This is a genomic window from uncultured Dokdonia sp. (assembly GCF_947496725.1).
Lineage (GTDB): Bacteria > Bacteroidota > Bacteroidia > Flavobacteriales > Flavobacteriaceae > Dokdonia.
The window spans coordinates 434,105-448,883 of sequence record NZ_CANMDS010000001.1 but is presented as its reverse complement, the minus strand read 5'-3'; the positions used below and the strand labels follow the sequence as shown (position 1 = coordinate 448,883).

The 14,779-nt window shown below is 36.6% G+C and carries 14 protein-coding genes and 1 tRNA gene; 12 read left to right on the top strand and 3 right to left on the bottom strand.

Annotation, left to right across the window (positions count from 1 at the left end; genetic code table 11):
• The first annotated feature begins 5 nt into the window (after positions 1 to 5).
• The 4 genes from Q0948_RS02030 to Q0948_RS02015 all read left to right on the top strand — a co-directional run bounded on the left by Q0948_RS02030 (position 6) and on the right by Q0948_RS02015 (position 4,792).
• Complete coding sequence (locus tag Q0948_RS02030; protein WP_298348006.1) at positions 6 to 1,955, top strand: thiamine pyrophosphate-binding protein; 1,950 nt, start codon at positions 6 to 8, stop codon at positions 1,953 to 1,955.
• Positions 1,956 to 2,122: 167 nt separating this feature from the next.
• The gene (locus Q0948_RS02025; protein ID WP_298491211.1) at positions 2,123 to 2,761 is read left to right on the top strand and encodes an ion channel; all 639 of its coding nucleotides are present in this window, start codon (positions 2,123 to 2,125) and stop codon (positions 2,759 to 2,761) included.
• Entirely contained in the window at positions 2,746 to 4,026 is a 1,281-nt protein-coding gene (locus tag Q0948_RS02020) for a sodium:proton antiporter (protein WP_298348008.1), read from the top strand. Before Q0948_RS02025 ends, Q0948_RS02020 begins: the two co-directional genes overlap by 16 nt.
• Before the next feature lie 139 nt (positions 4,027 to 4,165).
• Positions 4,166 to 4,792, top strand: coding sequence for a Pycsar system effector family protein (locus tag Q0948_RS02015; protein ID WP_298348010.1), 627 nt, complete (start codon positions 4,166 to 4,168; stop codon positions 4,790 to 4,792).
• A gap of 687 nt (positions 4,793 to 5,479) precedes the next feature.
• Here Q0948_RS02015 and Q0948_RS02010 read toward each other — a convergent pair.
• Positions 5,480 to 5,553: transfer RNA gene (locus Q0948_RS02010), tRNA-Met, on the bottom strand.
• 197 nt (positions 5,554 to 5,750) lie between these two features.
• Between Q0948_RS02010 and Q0948_RS02005 the strand changes: the two genes are divergently transcribed.
• Together Q0948_RS02005 and Q0948_RS02000 are read left to right on the top strand one after the other, a co-directional pair.
• Positions 5,751 to 6,137 carry an START-like domain-containing protein gene (locus tag Q0948_RS02005; RefSeq protein WP_298348012.1) on the top strand — a complete coding sequence of 129 codons (387 nt, stop codon included), beginning with the start codon at positions 5,751 to 5,753 and terminating at the stop codon, positions 6,135 to 6,137.
• A 50-nt stretch (positions 6,138 to 6,187) separates the two neighbouring features.
• Positions 6,188 to 7,033 (top strand): aminotransferase class IV, encoded by an 846-nt coding sequence (locus Q0948_RS02000; protein ID WP_298348014.1) that lies wholly within the window; start codon positions 6,188 to 6,190, stop codon positions 7,031 to 7,033.
• Here the strand turns inward: Q0948_RS02000 and Q0948_RS01995 are convergent.
• A complete protein-coding gene (locus Q0948_RS01995) occupies positions 7,030 to 7,590 on the bottom strand; it encodes a YqgE/AlgH family protein (RefSeq protein ID WP_298348015.1) in 561 nt (186 codons plus the stop codon). The genes Q0948_RS02000 and Q0948_RS01995 overlap by 4 nt on opposite strands.
• Before the next feature lie 283 nt (positions 7,591 to 7,873).
• On the opposite strand from Q0948_RS01995, the gene Q0948_RS01990 reads away from it, so the two are divergent.
• From Q0948_RS01990 to Q0948_RS01965, 6 genes are all read left to right on the top strand, one after another.
• Positions 7,874 to 8,908: an o-succinylbenzoate synthase gene (locus tag Q0948_RS01990; protein WP_298348016.1), complete on the top strand. Its 1,035-nt coding sequence runs from the start codon at positions 7,874 to 7,876 to the stop codon at positions 8,906 to 8,908.
• 3 nt (positions 8,909 to 8,911) lie between these two features.
• Entirely contained in the window at positions 8,912 to 9,826 is a 915-nt protein-coding gene (locus tag Q0948_RS01985) for a CPBP family intramembrane glutamic endopeptidase (protein WP_298348017.1), read from the top strand.
• Between the two features lie 57 nt (positions 9,827 to 9,883).
• Positions 9,884 to 10,984, top strand: coding sequence for an AMP-binding protein (locus Q0948_RS01980; RefSeq protein WP_298348019.1), 1,101 nt, complete (start codon positions 9,884 to 9,886; stop codon positions 10,982 to 10,984).
• Positions 10,985 to 11,119: 135 nt separating this feature from the next.
• Complete coding sequence (locus tag Q0948_RS01975) at positions 11,120 to 11,833, top strand: hypothetical protein (protein ID WP_298348021.1); 714 nt, start codon at positions 11,120 to 11,122, stop codon at positions 11,831 to 11,833.
• A gap of 72 nt (positions 11,834 to 11,905) precedes the next feature.
• Positions 11,906 to 12,397 carry a hypothetical protein gene (locus tag Q0948_RS01970; RefSeq protein ID WP_298348023.1) on the top strand — a complete coding sequence of 164 codons (492 nt, stop codon included), beginning with the start codon at positions 11,906 to 11,908 and terminating at the stop codon, positions 12,395 to 12,397.
• Between the two features lie 93 nt (positions 12,398 to 12,490).
• Positions 12,491 to 13,804, top strand: a complete 1,314-nt coding sequence (locus tag Q0948_RS01965) for a M24 family metallopeptidase (RefSeq protein ID WP_298348025.1) — start codon at positions 12,491 to 12,493, stop codon at positions 13,802 to 13,804.
• A 65-nt stretch (positions 13,805 to 13,869) separates the two neighbouring features.
• Here the strand turns inward: Q0948_RS01965 and xerD are convergent, their stop codons facing one another.
• Positions 13,870 to 14,772 (bottom strand): site-specific tyrosine recombinase XerD, encoded by a 903-nt coding sequence (gene xerD, locus Q0948_RS01960; protein ID WP_298348027.1) that lies wholly within the window; start codon positions 14,770 to 14,772, stop codon positions 13,870 to 13,872.
• Between the last annotated feature and the right edge of the window lie 7 nt (positions 14,773 to 14,779).

The following is a 14,779-nucleotide window of genomic DNA, read 5'->3' as shown; positions in this document are numbered from 1 at the left end:
AAGTTATGGACTCAAAGGGTAAAAAGTGGTACAAGGTATTAGACAATAGAAAAATGCTCCCTGAGGGACGAGTCCAGACTGTAACTGCTGGTCATCAAGGTATCTGTTTAACGCATTACAAAGGAAAATTTTCAGCATTAGATAACAAATGTCCACATCAAGGTGGACCTCTTGGAGAAGGTTCTATAGAAAATGGAATGTTACGCTGTCCTTGGCACGGTTGGGATTATGACCCGTGTACGGGAAACTCACCTGGAGGCTTTGATGACGGGATCAAGAATTTTGAAGTGAAAGAAGAGGGTGAGGCTATTTATGTTGCAATCCCAGAAGAGGAAACGCATAGAGAAACTATATCTGATGTGATGATTGAGACTATGGTAAACTGGGGTGTTGATACTGTTTTTGGAATGGTAGGACATAGTAATCTTGCGGTTGCAGATGCTATGAGAAGGCAGGAGAAAAAGGGGAAACTACAGTTTTTTGGTATTAGACACGAGGGTGCTGCTGCATTTGCTGCCTCTGGTTATGCAAAATTAACAGGAAAACCTGCAGCCTGTTTTGGCATCGCTGGTCCAGGTGCTACAAATATGTATACAGGAATGTGGGACGCAAAAGTTGATAGAGCTCCATTGCTAGCGCTTTCAGGGCAAATTAATACTCAGGTAGTTGGGACTGGTGCTTTTCAAGAAGTAGATCTTGTAAAAGCTTTTGAAAGTGTGACTCAATTTAATCACGCAGTGCATTTAAATTCTAATCATAGTGAGTTAATGTCACTTGCATTAAAGACGGCGCTTGTAAAGAAAAATGTAGTGCATTTAACCTTTCCAGATGAGGTAGCATTTACAGAGAAGCCAGAAAATGCAAAGGCACAAACTCCAGAAGATAGAATTACTCCTTTTAATATAAGCCCTCCAAAAGAGATGGTTGATAAGGCAGTAGAGCTTCTTAAGAAAGCAGAAAGACCTGTAATTATTGTTGGGCACGGTGCACGTTTTGAGATGGAGGCTATTACCGCTTTCGCGAAAGCTTTAAATTGTCCAATCATCACCACTTTTAAAGCAAAAGGATTAATAGCAGATAAGCATCCCTTAGGTTGTGGAGTTTTAGGCAGAAGTGGTACTCCTATAGCATCGTGGTTTATGAATGAAAGTGACTTGTTATTTGTACTAGGAGCTTCATTTTCTAATCATACAGGTATCACTCCAAAGAAGCCAATAATTCAAGTTGATTATGACCCTATGGCGCTTAGTAAACATCATAAAGTAGATGTTGCCTTATGGGGAGAAATTTCAGAAACAATGAAAATTATTGAGGCTCAAACTAATAAAATGACTGTGGCGGTAGATCAACGTGGAGAAATAGAGGAACGCTGGAGACTATGGCGTGAAGAAAAAGAAAGCCGCCTTAAAGATTGTGGTGATGGGCTTAGCTCTATTTCTGTTTTTGATGCAATGAATAAAGTTACACCAGAAAATGCAGTGATAGCTGTAGATGTAGGTAATAATACGTATTCATTTGGTAGATATTTTGAGCCTACAAACCAGTCTATATTGATGTCTGGATATCTAGGTTCTATAGGCTTTGCTTTACCGGCGGCAATGGGTGCCTGGGCAGCAGAAGGTGATAAGAGACCTATATGGTCTGTGTCTGGTGATGCTGGTTTAGGTCAATACCTAGCCGAAATAAATACTTTAGTAAAGTATAATATGAATATTAAACATATAGTACTCAATAACTCTGAGCTAGGTAAAATATCAAAGGAGCAACGTGCAGCAGAGGTTGATGTATGGCAAACCTCATTAACAAATCCTAGCTTTGCAAAGTATGCTCAAAACTGTGGTGCTCTCGGTATTCGCGTTGAGAAACTCGAGGATTTATTACCAGCTATGAAAAAGCTTAATGAACATAATGGCCCAGCCTTGTTAGAAGTAGTTACAGACGTAAATTTAATTTAATTACTAAATAGAGTTACGCAAATAAGTAGTTGGTATAGTTAAGGAACTAGTACCTCTGACAGACGAAAAAATCTCTCAGAGGTAATAGCAGTTTTGCAATTATATCAAAGTGATGTATGTAGAGGTTGATTGCTAGGAGGATAGTTAATGTATAAATATTAAAAAAAATGAGTAGGCTTAATTCTATAATAGCAAATTATAAATACCTAATTGCTATTTTAAGCGTGTTCAACTTTCTTTTGACACCTTTTCATATTCTTATTTCAGGTATAAGTCCGGCTTATGTTACTGTCATAAATTATACCTTATTAATCATAGGGAGCTCCTTGCTGGCAACTAACAAGCTCGCCAAATCTATCACCTATATCATTGGCTTTTTTACATTGCTCGCTATATGGTTAGAGCTGTCTAATGACAGTTCAGTTGTTATATTAATTTATAGATTAGTATCGTCCTTTTTATTGTTTGTATGTTTTTGCATCATCTTAGTAAGACAATTATTACTTATAAAAGAGATAAACTTACAGTTTATACTAGGGCCCTTACTAGGGTTTCTTTATCTAGGAATATTAGGAGGAGTGCTATTTGAATCTATTAATTTTTTAAACAATAGTTCATTTAGATTAATTGATGGTTACTCGGGTTATAGCTTTTACTATTTTAGTTTTATAAGTATCACTACTGTTGGATATGGTGATATCACACCTCTTACTGCTCCTGCGCAATCTATAACATTTAGTGATGAATATAATAGGCCAATTTTACTTGGCTATTGTGATTGGGGTATTTGTTGGGAAATATATTAATACAAAATCAAAGTAATATGTTCGAATCTTTTAGTATTGTATTTACAATTGCGGCTCTTTTTAGTTACATAAATTACAAGTGGTTAAAATTACCAACAACGATTGGGTTGATGATTTTAAGCTTGTTTCTAATTATTCCATTAACATTAAGTGAAACTATATTCCCAGAATTTTACAAATTCTTTTGTGATATTATCGTTAAGGCAGATTTTAAAACGCTTCTACTCGACGGGATTTTAAGTTTTTTATTATTTGCAGGAGCATTACATGTTAATCTTGCAGCACTTAAAGAACAGAGGAAATCAATTTTATTATTTGCCACCTTAGGTGTCCTCATATCCACTTTCTTAGTAGGAGGCCTTGTCTTTTTTGGTGCGCAATTAATTGATGTAGAGCTACCCTTTTTACACGCACTTTTATTTGGAGCGTTGATATCACCTACTGATCCTATTGCTGTAATGGCGATTCTCAAAAAGGCAAATATTGCAGAGTCTTTAGGTATAAAAATAGAAGGCGAATCTTTATTTAACGATGGGATAGGCGTTGTTGTTTTTTCTGGAATATTATTGATTGCTACAGCAACAGAGCATCATAGCGCTGCCCAGATTGGTGCAGAGATTGGGCTCTTATTTCTAGAAGAAGCTGTAGGAGGCATTCTTTACGGACTTCTTATTGGATTTCTAGGTTTGAAGTGTATCAACTCATTAAAAGAAAACCCACAACTTGCCGTAATAATAACTCTAGCTGTAGTAATGGGAGGAACATCTGGTGCTTTTTTATTAAATGTCTCTGCGCCATTAGCTATGGTAGTAGCAGGATTATTGATAGGGAATAGAATACATATAAATGAAGATAAAAATCCAATACAGAAAGCAATCAACTCTTTTTGGGAAATATTAGACGAGGTTTTTAATGGTATTTTATTTGTCCTTATGGGGCTTGCTATTCACTTATTAGAATTTAATAGTAATTACTTTTTATTAGGAGTAATGGCTATTTTAATTGTTCTTTTTGCACGATTTTGCTCTGTGTTTTTACCGTACTCATTACTTAAACATTATGAGAAAAAGCCTATCAAAACTATTGCAATTCTGACTTGGGGTGGATTGAGAGGTGGTATATCTATAGCTCTAGCACTTAGTTTGGGTGATGAATTATCAAAAGACTTGATACTGCATATTACATATATAGTGGTTTTGTTTTCTATAATTGTACAAGGACTTTCAATAGGTGTTTTTGCAAAGGTGATATATAAAAATGACTAACGATATAAACTCTTAGTTTTCATATTCAGAGTCATTGTTATATTTGACACCAAATGAGCGCAATAAAAAGAGTCGCAGGTGTTTTTGATTAGTAATAAGGGTTCATCTAAGGAGATGAGTAATTTTTTTAAAGGTAATTATGAGCGATAAAAAAGAGAAAAAAGAAGAAGATAAATACTTGATGGCAGAGCTTAACATAGATAAGGAAGCCTTAAAGCAGTTGAAAAAGAAACTCGCAAAGCTAGAACCACGGTCTGAACGTGGTGTTGAAACACTGTTTAGACTGCTGTCTAAAAATCAATACACATTGAATACAATGATAGATACAAAATCAAATATTTTGATTTCTATCAACGCTCTAATTCTTTCCCTAGTCTTGGGTACAGTAATGAGTCAATTAGGTACAGACCCTCATCTTATTTATCCTGTAGTGATGATTTTAATAACTAATCTAGCTTCAATTGCCTACGCAATTTTTGCCACACGCCCTGAGCTCGTCCACGGAGAAAGTGAAGCCAAAAATTTAATGTTTTATGGTAATTTTAACAATATGGAAGAAAATGAATATGTTGAAAAGATTACTACGTTAATGAATGAGGGCGATGAGTTATATAAAACCATTGCCAAAGATACTTTTCATCTTGGTAAGACTATGGATAGAAAGTTTAAACTACTTCGTAAGTCATTTAACATTTTTTTACTAGGTATTATTTTATCTGTAGTCGCATTTATAGGCTGTCACGCCTTGTTTGGAGGTTTTGTATAGACTGAATAAACCTTAAAATTACTAATGGTATGGTCAATCAGTTTGATTGAAAAAAGCGCTTATTTTTACTTACTAATCATCTGATAATAGCAATGGTTAGACGTGTATTGTTTACAATTTGTATCGTCAGAATTTAACATAACTATATTTGGTATTTCTTGATAGGTTTTAATGTACAGAAGTAAGTTTTCGCGAAAGCGGAATAGATAGAATGTTACGAAATTATGAAAAGCAAAAAGCCAACCTTAGTTAGGTTTTTTAACAACCTAGTTTTGAACTTAACTATCTGCGTGATTAGATCAGAAGAGAGATCATCTAGATATTTTGACCTGTACGATTTACGATGCTTAATACGTAAAAAATACTTTCTAAGGATTTTCAATATCAAATAACTGTTTAAATGTAAATGTTATTGCTACAATATAAGCCTTGTTATTGTTAACTATGTGGTTATCGTGTATGGATTATATAAGTTCTGGGAGAGCAGCTATTGATTTCCATTTAATTTTGTTAGACAGGAATTTGGTAATGATTACAAAATTGAAAATAGAGAATGAGTAAATACAATAGACCTTAACATAATTTATATAAAGTGTAGAGCTTTAGGTAATAAGGACTAAGTAAATTTAAATTTCATTTTATCTCAAAAAAAAGGCTTCACATAATTGTGAAGCCTTCATATTTAAGTAGCGAGAGGGGGGCACGATCCCCCGACCTCCGGGTTATGAATCCGACGCTCTAACCAACTGAGCTACCTCGCCATCTTACTTAGAGCATAGATTTACGGGTTAAGTAAAAATCACTTTTAAGAGAATAAACTATAAAAGCATTTGTCTAAGCGGGTGCAAATATAAAATATAATAGCGGTAGTGCAAACCTCTTTCTCAAATAAAATCAATTTAATTGCTTTGTTGTCGAAATTAATATCAATATATTGTCGATACAATTACAAGTTTTTATGAGCGAGAAAAAAAAATACGAGATTGAGTTTGTTGTAAGAGCCTCTCCATCTTTACTATATCAATATATGGCAACCCCTTCTGGAATGAGTGAGTGGTTTGCAGACAATGTAAATTCAAGAGGAGAATTTTATACCTTTATTTGGGACGGAAGTGAAGAAAAAGCAAAACTCTTAGGTAAACGTAACGGAGATTACATAAAATTTCAGTGGCTAGATGACGAGGGAGAGGAGTATTTCTTCCAGTTGCGCATACAAGTAGACGAGATTACAAAAGATGTATCTCTTATGATTACAGACTATGCAGAAGAAGATGAAATAGATGAAGGTAAAATGTTTTGGGAAAATCAAATTTCAGAACTGAAACAAGTAATAGGCTCAGTTTAACTAGCGCCTAATTAATATCTTTGCACCGCCTTACAATAGGCGGTTTTTTTATGATTAATCACAACGGAACAATATCGGCAGCAGCACAAACTAGTCTAGACCCTTTTAATAGAGGTTTTCTTTATGGTGATGGACTCTTTGAAACTATAAAAGCAGTAAATGGTAAACTTCTCTTTTGGGAAGATCATTATTTTAGGCTTATGGCCTCGATGCGCATCTTGCGTATGGATATCCCTATGGAGTTTACACCAGAGTATCTAGAGGAACAGCTCAAAAGCACCATAGACGCCGCCGGATTAATCAATGAGACGGCACGTGTGCGCATTACAGTCTATAGATCTGGAGGCGGCACTTATCTCCCAGAAGAGAGAGGTGTGGGGTTTTACGCTTTCGCGAAAGCGCACTCAGAACCATTTTACCTACTCAATGATGCACCTTATGAAGTAGAGCTTTATAAAGATCACTATATAAACGCAGATCTTATCTCTACACTTAAAACCACTAATAAAATCGTGCACGTGACGGGTAGTATTTATGCGCAAGAAAACGGTTATGATAACTGCCTGCTGGTAAATAGTGATAAAAATATTGCCGAAGCCTTACAGGGTAATCTCTTTCTTGTAAAAGGAACTACTATAAAGACACCTCCACTTACAGATGGGTGTTTACGTGGTATTGTGAGAAAACAGTTAATGGGTATTATTGAGCTTATGGATGAGTATACGCTAGAAGAAGCGTCTATCTCTCCTTTTGAACTGCAAAAGGCAGATGAGCTCTTTATAACAAATACGATTAAGGGAATACAGCCTATTACAAAGTATCGCAAAAAGCAGTACACATCAGACACAGCAACTGCATTGCTCAAAAAGCTTAATGTAAAGGCTCGCCTGGGCTAGTTGTATTGAGGATTTGCCGGAGCATTAGACCATATGGCATAAGAGCCGCCTAACTCCCTTATTTTATCACTCCATAGTGCAACGTGATTACTTTTAAGGAGTTCTTTGCGAAAATTATTTTTTGTGATTACCCAAGTATGCTCGTCTATTTCTTGGTCTAGCTGCTTGCTTCCCCAGCCGCTGTAGCCTAAAAAGAACTTTATATTTTCACAGCTTATTTTTTTGGCCAGAATTAAATCTATAGCTCGTTGAAAGTCTCCTCCCCAGTAAATACCAGAAGAGATTTCTTGGCTTCCTTCTATAAGTTCTGGTGCGGTATGTATAAAGTACAAATTTTCTTGCTCTACAGGTCCTCCATTATAAATAGGCATCTCACAATCTTCTAGTCCCTCTATAAGATCTGCTAGTGTGACTTCGAGTGGTTTGTTAAGTATAAAACCTACAGATCCCTCTTCATTATGATCTGCTAGTAGGATTACAGATCTCGTGAAAGAAACATCGCCTAATACGGATGGCTCGGCAACTAATAATTGTCCTTTGGTCGGTAGTTTAGTCATATTTATCGCCTTTGGTCTAATAAAGCTACCTATTTTTCTTAGTTTGACAAATATTTAGGTATTAAAAAAAAGTTATAAAAAATATTGGTATAAAATACTGATTGTTAGGATTTTGCGGTTTATTTGTTTAGATATAGTGAATTATAGGCCGTATTTTTAATTATGCATACACAGTATATTGATGTCAAAAACGAAGATAACCGAGATATACACAGTGCTAAAGATTGCTTATAGTCGCAAGAGTCATACACAATAGCTATTTTTACTAGAAAAAATTGAGAGATTGACGGCAAGCTATAAAAAACATATTCTAGAGTTTAAAAGACCTAGTGGCACCTCTAGAGGTGTATTACGCACAAAAGAGACTTGGTATATTATTATAAAGGACGGCGCTTCTTACGGGATAGGTGAGTGTGGTATTTTAAGAGGATTAAGTTACGACGACGTTCCAGAGTATGAGTCTATGCTTAAATGGACGTGTGATCACATCTCACAAGGTCCAGATAAATTATGGGAAGCACTAAGAGATTTTCCCAGTATACAAGCTGGTATAGAAATGGCATTTATGTCACTTAAAGCAAAAGACCCTTATCATATATATTCTTCTGAATTTAGAACAGGCAAAGATGCAATTTCCATTAATGGATTGGTATGGATGGGAGACGAGTCCTTTATGCGTGAGCAAGTCTCAGAAAAATTAATGCAAGGCTTTAATTGCATTAAAATGAAAATAGGGGCCATAGACTTTAAAGAAGAGCTTGCCATATTATCTTCTATACGTAAAGATCACGACGCTAGTAAACTCACATTGCGTGTAGATGCAAATGGAGGTTTTACAAAGGAAACGGTTCAAAGCGTATTAAAAGAACTTGCAGCTCTTGATATACACTCTATTGAGCAACCTATCGCTACAAAGCAGTGGGATGATATGGCTGCACTCTGTGCGAGTACTCCAGTACCTATCGCGCTAGATGAAGAGTTAATAGGTGTAACAAACCTGGAAGATAAGCGTATGGTACTAGACAGTATTAAACCACAATATATAATTTTAAAACCTAGCTTTGTAGGAGGTTTTAAAGGAAGTGAGGAGTGGATAGAAGAGGCAAAAAAGCGCAACATAGGCTGGTGGATAACCTCTGCTCTTGAGAGTAATATAGGGCTTAATGCCATCGCACAATGGACCTATAAAATTGGTGCAAAAGGACCTCAAGGTCTAGGTACAGGCAGCCTATTTACAAATAATATATCTTCGCCACTAGAAGTAACAAACGGAACCTTAAAAATGAACCCTGAGCTATCTTGGGATTTTAAAATATAATTTATGTTTATAGAACAAGCCTATAAGGGAGAAAACGAAACTTGGAAATTTGTCATAACCTCCATACTTACAATGGGTATTTTTATCGCAAACCTGTTGTTTTTCCTTTTTGTAGATGTAGATCCACAAGCTGCGATGGATGATATGATGCGACTGTTTAAGTCAAAAAACTTATTGCTCGCATTTAACCTTGCCGTATTTATCCCCATTCTGGCAGTGCTGTTTTTACTAGTGTGGGCACTACATAAACGCAGTATATTGAGCTTAACAACAGCAAGAAAGAAAGTAGACTGGAGTCGTATCTTCTTTAGTTTTATGATGGTGTTTATTTATACAGTGGCAAGTTTTGCAATAGTCTATTATATGACACCAGAAGATTATGTGTTGCAGTTTGATAGTTCAAAATTCTTAGTGCTAGTTCTCATAGGTTTGGTATTCTTTCCATTTCAAATAGGTTTAGAAGAGTACCTTTTTAGAGGGTATGTGATGCAACAAGTAGGGGTGATGGTGCGCAATAGGTGGTTCCCGCTCATACTAACATCAGTACTTTTTGGGGTATTTCACTGGGCAAATCCAGAAGTGGCAGAGTTAGGACCTATCACTATGGTGTTTTATATAGGTACAGGCTTACTATTAGGTATAATGACACTTATGGATGATGGTATGGAGCTAGCTCTAGGTTTTCATTTTGGTAATAATTTACTAGCAGCAACACTACTCACCTATGAGTACTCAGCGTTACAAACAGATGCTATTTTTAAATCTGTAGGGCAGGCAGATACGGGTATCGAGCTCGTATTACCGGTACTTATAGTCTACCCTATATTTCTACTCATTTTAGCAAAAAAATACAAATGGTCTAACTGGAAAGAAAAATTAACAGGTGCAGTGCATCCACCAGCCACTACTATTTCATAATTTAATATAAGGTTTACATCTTACTAACTTATATTTTACAAGTAAGACTTATTTTTAATGCATATGTTATATGCAACAGATAGACATAAATTTTTGCACCCTAAGTTTAAACTTAACGGATCTTCTCATACTAAGGCTACGCTTAAAGCCCAGGCCTATGGTTTTATAAAAGAAGGAGAACCTTATGAGGAGTCTGTAGGTGAGTTTTTACTAGAATGGCTAGACAAGAAGAAGTATGTAACGGTACAAACTTCTGGATCTACTGGAGATCCTAAGCCTATTAAAATAGCAAAGTCTCATATGATAAATAGTGCAAAAGCTACGGCAAAGCACTTTGATGTGTATGAAAAGACCACCGCGCTACTATGTCTACCTGCTCACTACATAGCTGGTAAAATGATGCTTGTGAGAGCAATGGTTTTAGGCTGGCGTATTGATATGGCACAGCCTAAATCAAACCCATTAGATAATATATATAGGAGATATGATTTTTGTGCAATGACACCTTTTCAACTAGATAACTCTTTATCTAGGCTGCATTTGCTTTCAAAACTTATTGTAGGAGGTGGAGCTATCTCTCCCGCATTAAAACAGAGAGTACAGGGGCTTGCTACTAAGATCTATGAGACTTATGGTATGACAGAGACCGTAACTCATATAGCCGCTAGACGTGTTAATTCAAAAAAGAATAAAGACAGCCTTATACCCTTTAAAGTGTTAGATAAAGTAACCATTGAGGCAGATGAGCGCAGTTGTTTAGTTATAAAAGCACCTTATGTAAGTACAGACCCTGTAGTTACTAACGATATTATAAGGATTGTTACCTATAAAAAATTTATTTGGCTAGGTCGTATAGATAATGTTATAAATAGTGGCGGGGTGAAGCTACATCCAGAACAGATAGAGGCAAAACTTGCAAGCTTTATTGATGTGCCATACTTCATCACTGGTATGCCAGATGATCGCCTGGGAGAACAGCTAGTTCTTTTTGTAGAGCAAGAGCAACCTTATGAACTTGATATAAATGAGGAAGACATGAAGGTGTTTAAGCCCTATGAGTTTCCTCGAAAAATTATTTATACTCCTCAATTTCAACGTACTAATACGGGTAAAATTCAGCGAGGTCAGACCTTAACAAAGTATCTGGATACGATATAGGTTTTTAGTACGCTTTCGCGAAAGCGTAATCACATTCATACCACTTTACTCAACACCAAGGCTCGTTTACTCATTACTAATAGGGTGTAAATCACATTTGAGATAAGTTTATACTGAATTTAAAACCAAGCAAGTATGAAATATCTAGCACAGGCAGTAGTCCTTTTTGTAATGATGCAAATGACTGCGCAGACTCAAGATCAAACCCAAACAACTGTACTCAAAGCCGAACAATTAATCACCTATGCGGCAGATAATTATCCGGCAGATGATCCGGTTCAGCTTTATATACTTGTAGAGACAGGCAGTGCAGGTATACATCAAGATCACAAATTTTATATTGAGCAAGGTGTAAAATTACTCACAAAGAGACTTGAGCCAGAAGATAAAATTGCTATAGGAACTTACGGATCTGTAAGTGCAGTTGTGTTACCGTTTACAGAGGTAAGTGTAGGCAAAGTGATAGAGGAAGGAGTAGAGAAGCTGTTTTCTGGCTCATTTAAAGAGGTTAGTAAGGCAGATGGTATAGCTCTGGCATATGATCTTACAGAAGCAAATTATGATGAAGATGTAGTGAGTAACGTGATAATGATACGTGGTAGTGGCGTACATCAAGAGCCAGCACAAGCAAAGTCTGTTACTAGCGTTTATAAAAAAGTAAGTGAGACAAATCTTGTAGCACAAGAAGTTGAGGTAGCCAAAGCTCCAACAACCCCAAAAGAAGAGAGACAAGCACAAAGAGCACAACGCAAGCAAGCAAAAGCAGCAGAGCACAAAAATCTAGGGGGTGCTATTGCACTCACGGCACTTACTATTTTACCAGAAATTTTAGATGTAATTAAGAATTAGAAATAGTTAGGCATCATTATTGAAAAGAGAAAAGAAAAAATAAATATGCATATTTGCAAAAAATATAGAACAATGAATTTTCGTTTATTCGCACTTATCTTTTTAATCGCTGGCTCGTCTACCATATACGCGCAAAACCTCGGGAGCATACAGAGAGGACAACGTGGATACTCACCACCTGCAAGACAGCAAGACGCTGGAGAACCAGAAAAACCAGACGTAAATTTACTTAGTATAGAACGTGCAGATATGTATCAAGAAATACTAGATATAGATGTCTTTACAAAAGAAGTACTTAAAAGTTACCTCAAAGATTATTATACAGCTACTGTAAATATAGGGTATGATGAGAATCTCAAATTTGATGCAAAAAGAGAGCTTATTAATGCAGAACGCAAAAAATTTGAAAACTCTTTAAAAGAAGTATTTACAGAAGAGCAAGTAGAAAAAATCCTTACCGAAGAGGAGTTTGGTAAAGAAAAAAAGAAATACGATAAAGAGAAAAGACAAGAGAAGCGCAAAAAGAAAAAGCGTAAAAAGAATAAAGATGACGATGGTAAATAGTATTTATTAATCTAAGTTTATAAAAAGGAGCATTTTTTTTAAAATGCTCCTTTTTGTTTTTAGTACATTTAAGTCCATAAAACAGATCACCTTATGAGAAGATTAATAGTACTCGCGCTTTTATTTATAACAACCATTAGCACCAGTCAGGTTTTATCAGAAAGAGATAGAGCAACTGTAATAGATGAGGTGCTGGCAGATAGGTTTAATAACTTACTCCCTAAGCTTATGGATCGTGCAGATATAGATATGTGGGTGGTTATCTCTAGGGAGTATAATGAAGATCCAGTACTTAAAACAATGTTACCATCTACTTGGCTCAACGCCCGTAGGAGAACAATCTTAGTTTTTTACAGAGATAAAGAAGCAAACACGATAGAAAAACTAGCAGTAGCTCGTTATAATGTGGGTAAAAATATTATCTCTGCTTGGGATAAAGAAAAGCAACCAGACCAGTGGCAGCGACTACTAGAGATTATAGAAAAACGTAACCCTTCTAAAATAGGTCTTAACTACTCAGATAATTATGGACTTGCAGATGGTGTTGTAAAAACAGATTATGATGCTTTCATAAGTAGACTAACTGCTGCACAACAAGCAAAAGTAGTCTCTGCAGAGCAGCTTGCCGTAGGCTGGTTAGAAACTCGTACTGCTTTAGAGGTAGGCTACTTTGAGCAGCTAGTAGATATCACCCACGATATTATTAAAGATGCCTTTAGCGCAAAGGTTATAACGCCAGGCGTAACTAGTACAGATGATGTGGTGTGGTATTTAAGACAGCGCGTAACAGATATGGGACTTGAGACCTGGTTTCACCCTACGGTAGATATACAGCGCTCAGAAGAGAAGCTAGAGAGTCACATCGTTTCTTTCTCAAACAGGCCAGAGGGTAAGATTATACAAAAGGGAGATTTAATACACTGTGATTTTGGGATCACTTACTTACGTCTTAATACAGACTGCCAGCAGCACGCTTATGTGCCAAAAGACGGTGAGACAAAAGCGCCAGACTTCTTAATAAAAGCTTTTAAAGACGGTAATAAGATACAAGACATACTTACCTCAAATTTTGAGACGGGTAGATCTGGTAACGAGATTTTACTCGAAGCACTTAAAGAAGGTAAAGAAGCAGGCTTGAGACCATCTATTTATACGCATCCGCTGGGGATGTATGGTCACGCTGCGGGCCCTACTATAGGTATGTGGGATTCTCAAGGAGGTGTGCCAGGTACGGGTGATTATCCGCTTTATGAAAATACGGGCTACGCCATAGAGCTTAATACGACGGTAAAAATACCAGAGTGGAATAAAGACATACGTATTATGCTAGAAGAAGCGGGGTTTTGGGGCGAAGACGGTTTTAGATACGTGTCTGGACGACAAGAAGAACTTATGCTTGTAGACTAGTTGTAAGTGCGCTTTCGCGAAAGCGTAATAAAACCTCATTCATATAATATAACTGCTAATTCTAGCTATTCTTTACCACGTGGGTGAAATTTTGCCATCTCACGGGCGAGGTCATTACGGTCTACGTGCATATAGATTTCTGTGGTGGTGATACTCTCGTGACCTAGCATTTGCTGTATGCTTCTCAAGTCGGCGCCATTCTGTAACAAGTGCGTAGCAAAGCTGTGTCTAAACGTATGCGGACTTATATTTTTCTTTATACCCGCCTTGACCGCAAGATCTTTTATAATGGTAAAAATCATTGCCCTGGTGAGCTGTCTCCCACGTCTATTTAAAAATAAAATATCTACGTGCTCTGGTTTTACATCTATGTGATTGCGCAATTCATTACGATAGATATTAATATACTTCTGGGTATGCTCGCTTATGGGGACAAAACGTTGCTTATCTCCTTTACCTACAACGTTTATAAAACCTTCTTCAAAGTATAGATCAGAAAGTTTAAGAGAGATAAGCTCTGTCACACGTAGCCCGCAAGAATAGAGCGTCTCTAGCATTGCTCTATTGCGTTCTCCTTGAGGTTTACCTAGGTCTATGGCATCTATAAGAGCATCTATTTCTTCTTCAGATAAGGTGTCTGGTAGCTTGCGACCTATTTTTGGCGATTCTATAAGATCTATAGGGTTATCTGTGCGATAATCTTCAAAAACTAGATAATTAAAAAAACCTTTAAGACCAGAGATAACACGTGCTTGTGATCTTGCTTGTACTTCTTTTGCGATAGTATAAATAAACTCTTGAAGGTCTTCGCGAGTAATTTGCAACGGGTTTATGGAGTTTTCTAGTTGCTCAAGGTAGCGCGTGAGCTTTTTTAGATCACGGGCATAATTGTCTATAGTATTGTCAGACAGGCCACGCTCTATGCGTAGATAATTCTTATAATTAGTTATTGCGGTCTCCCATTTCACGCAAGTG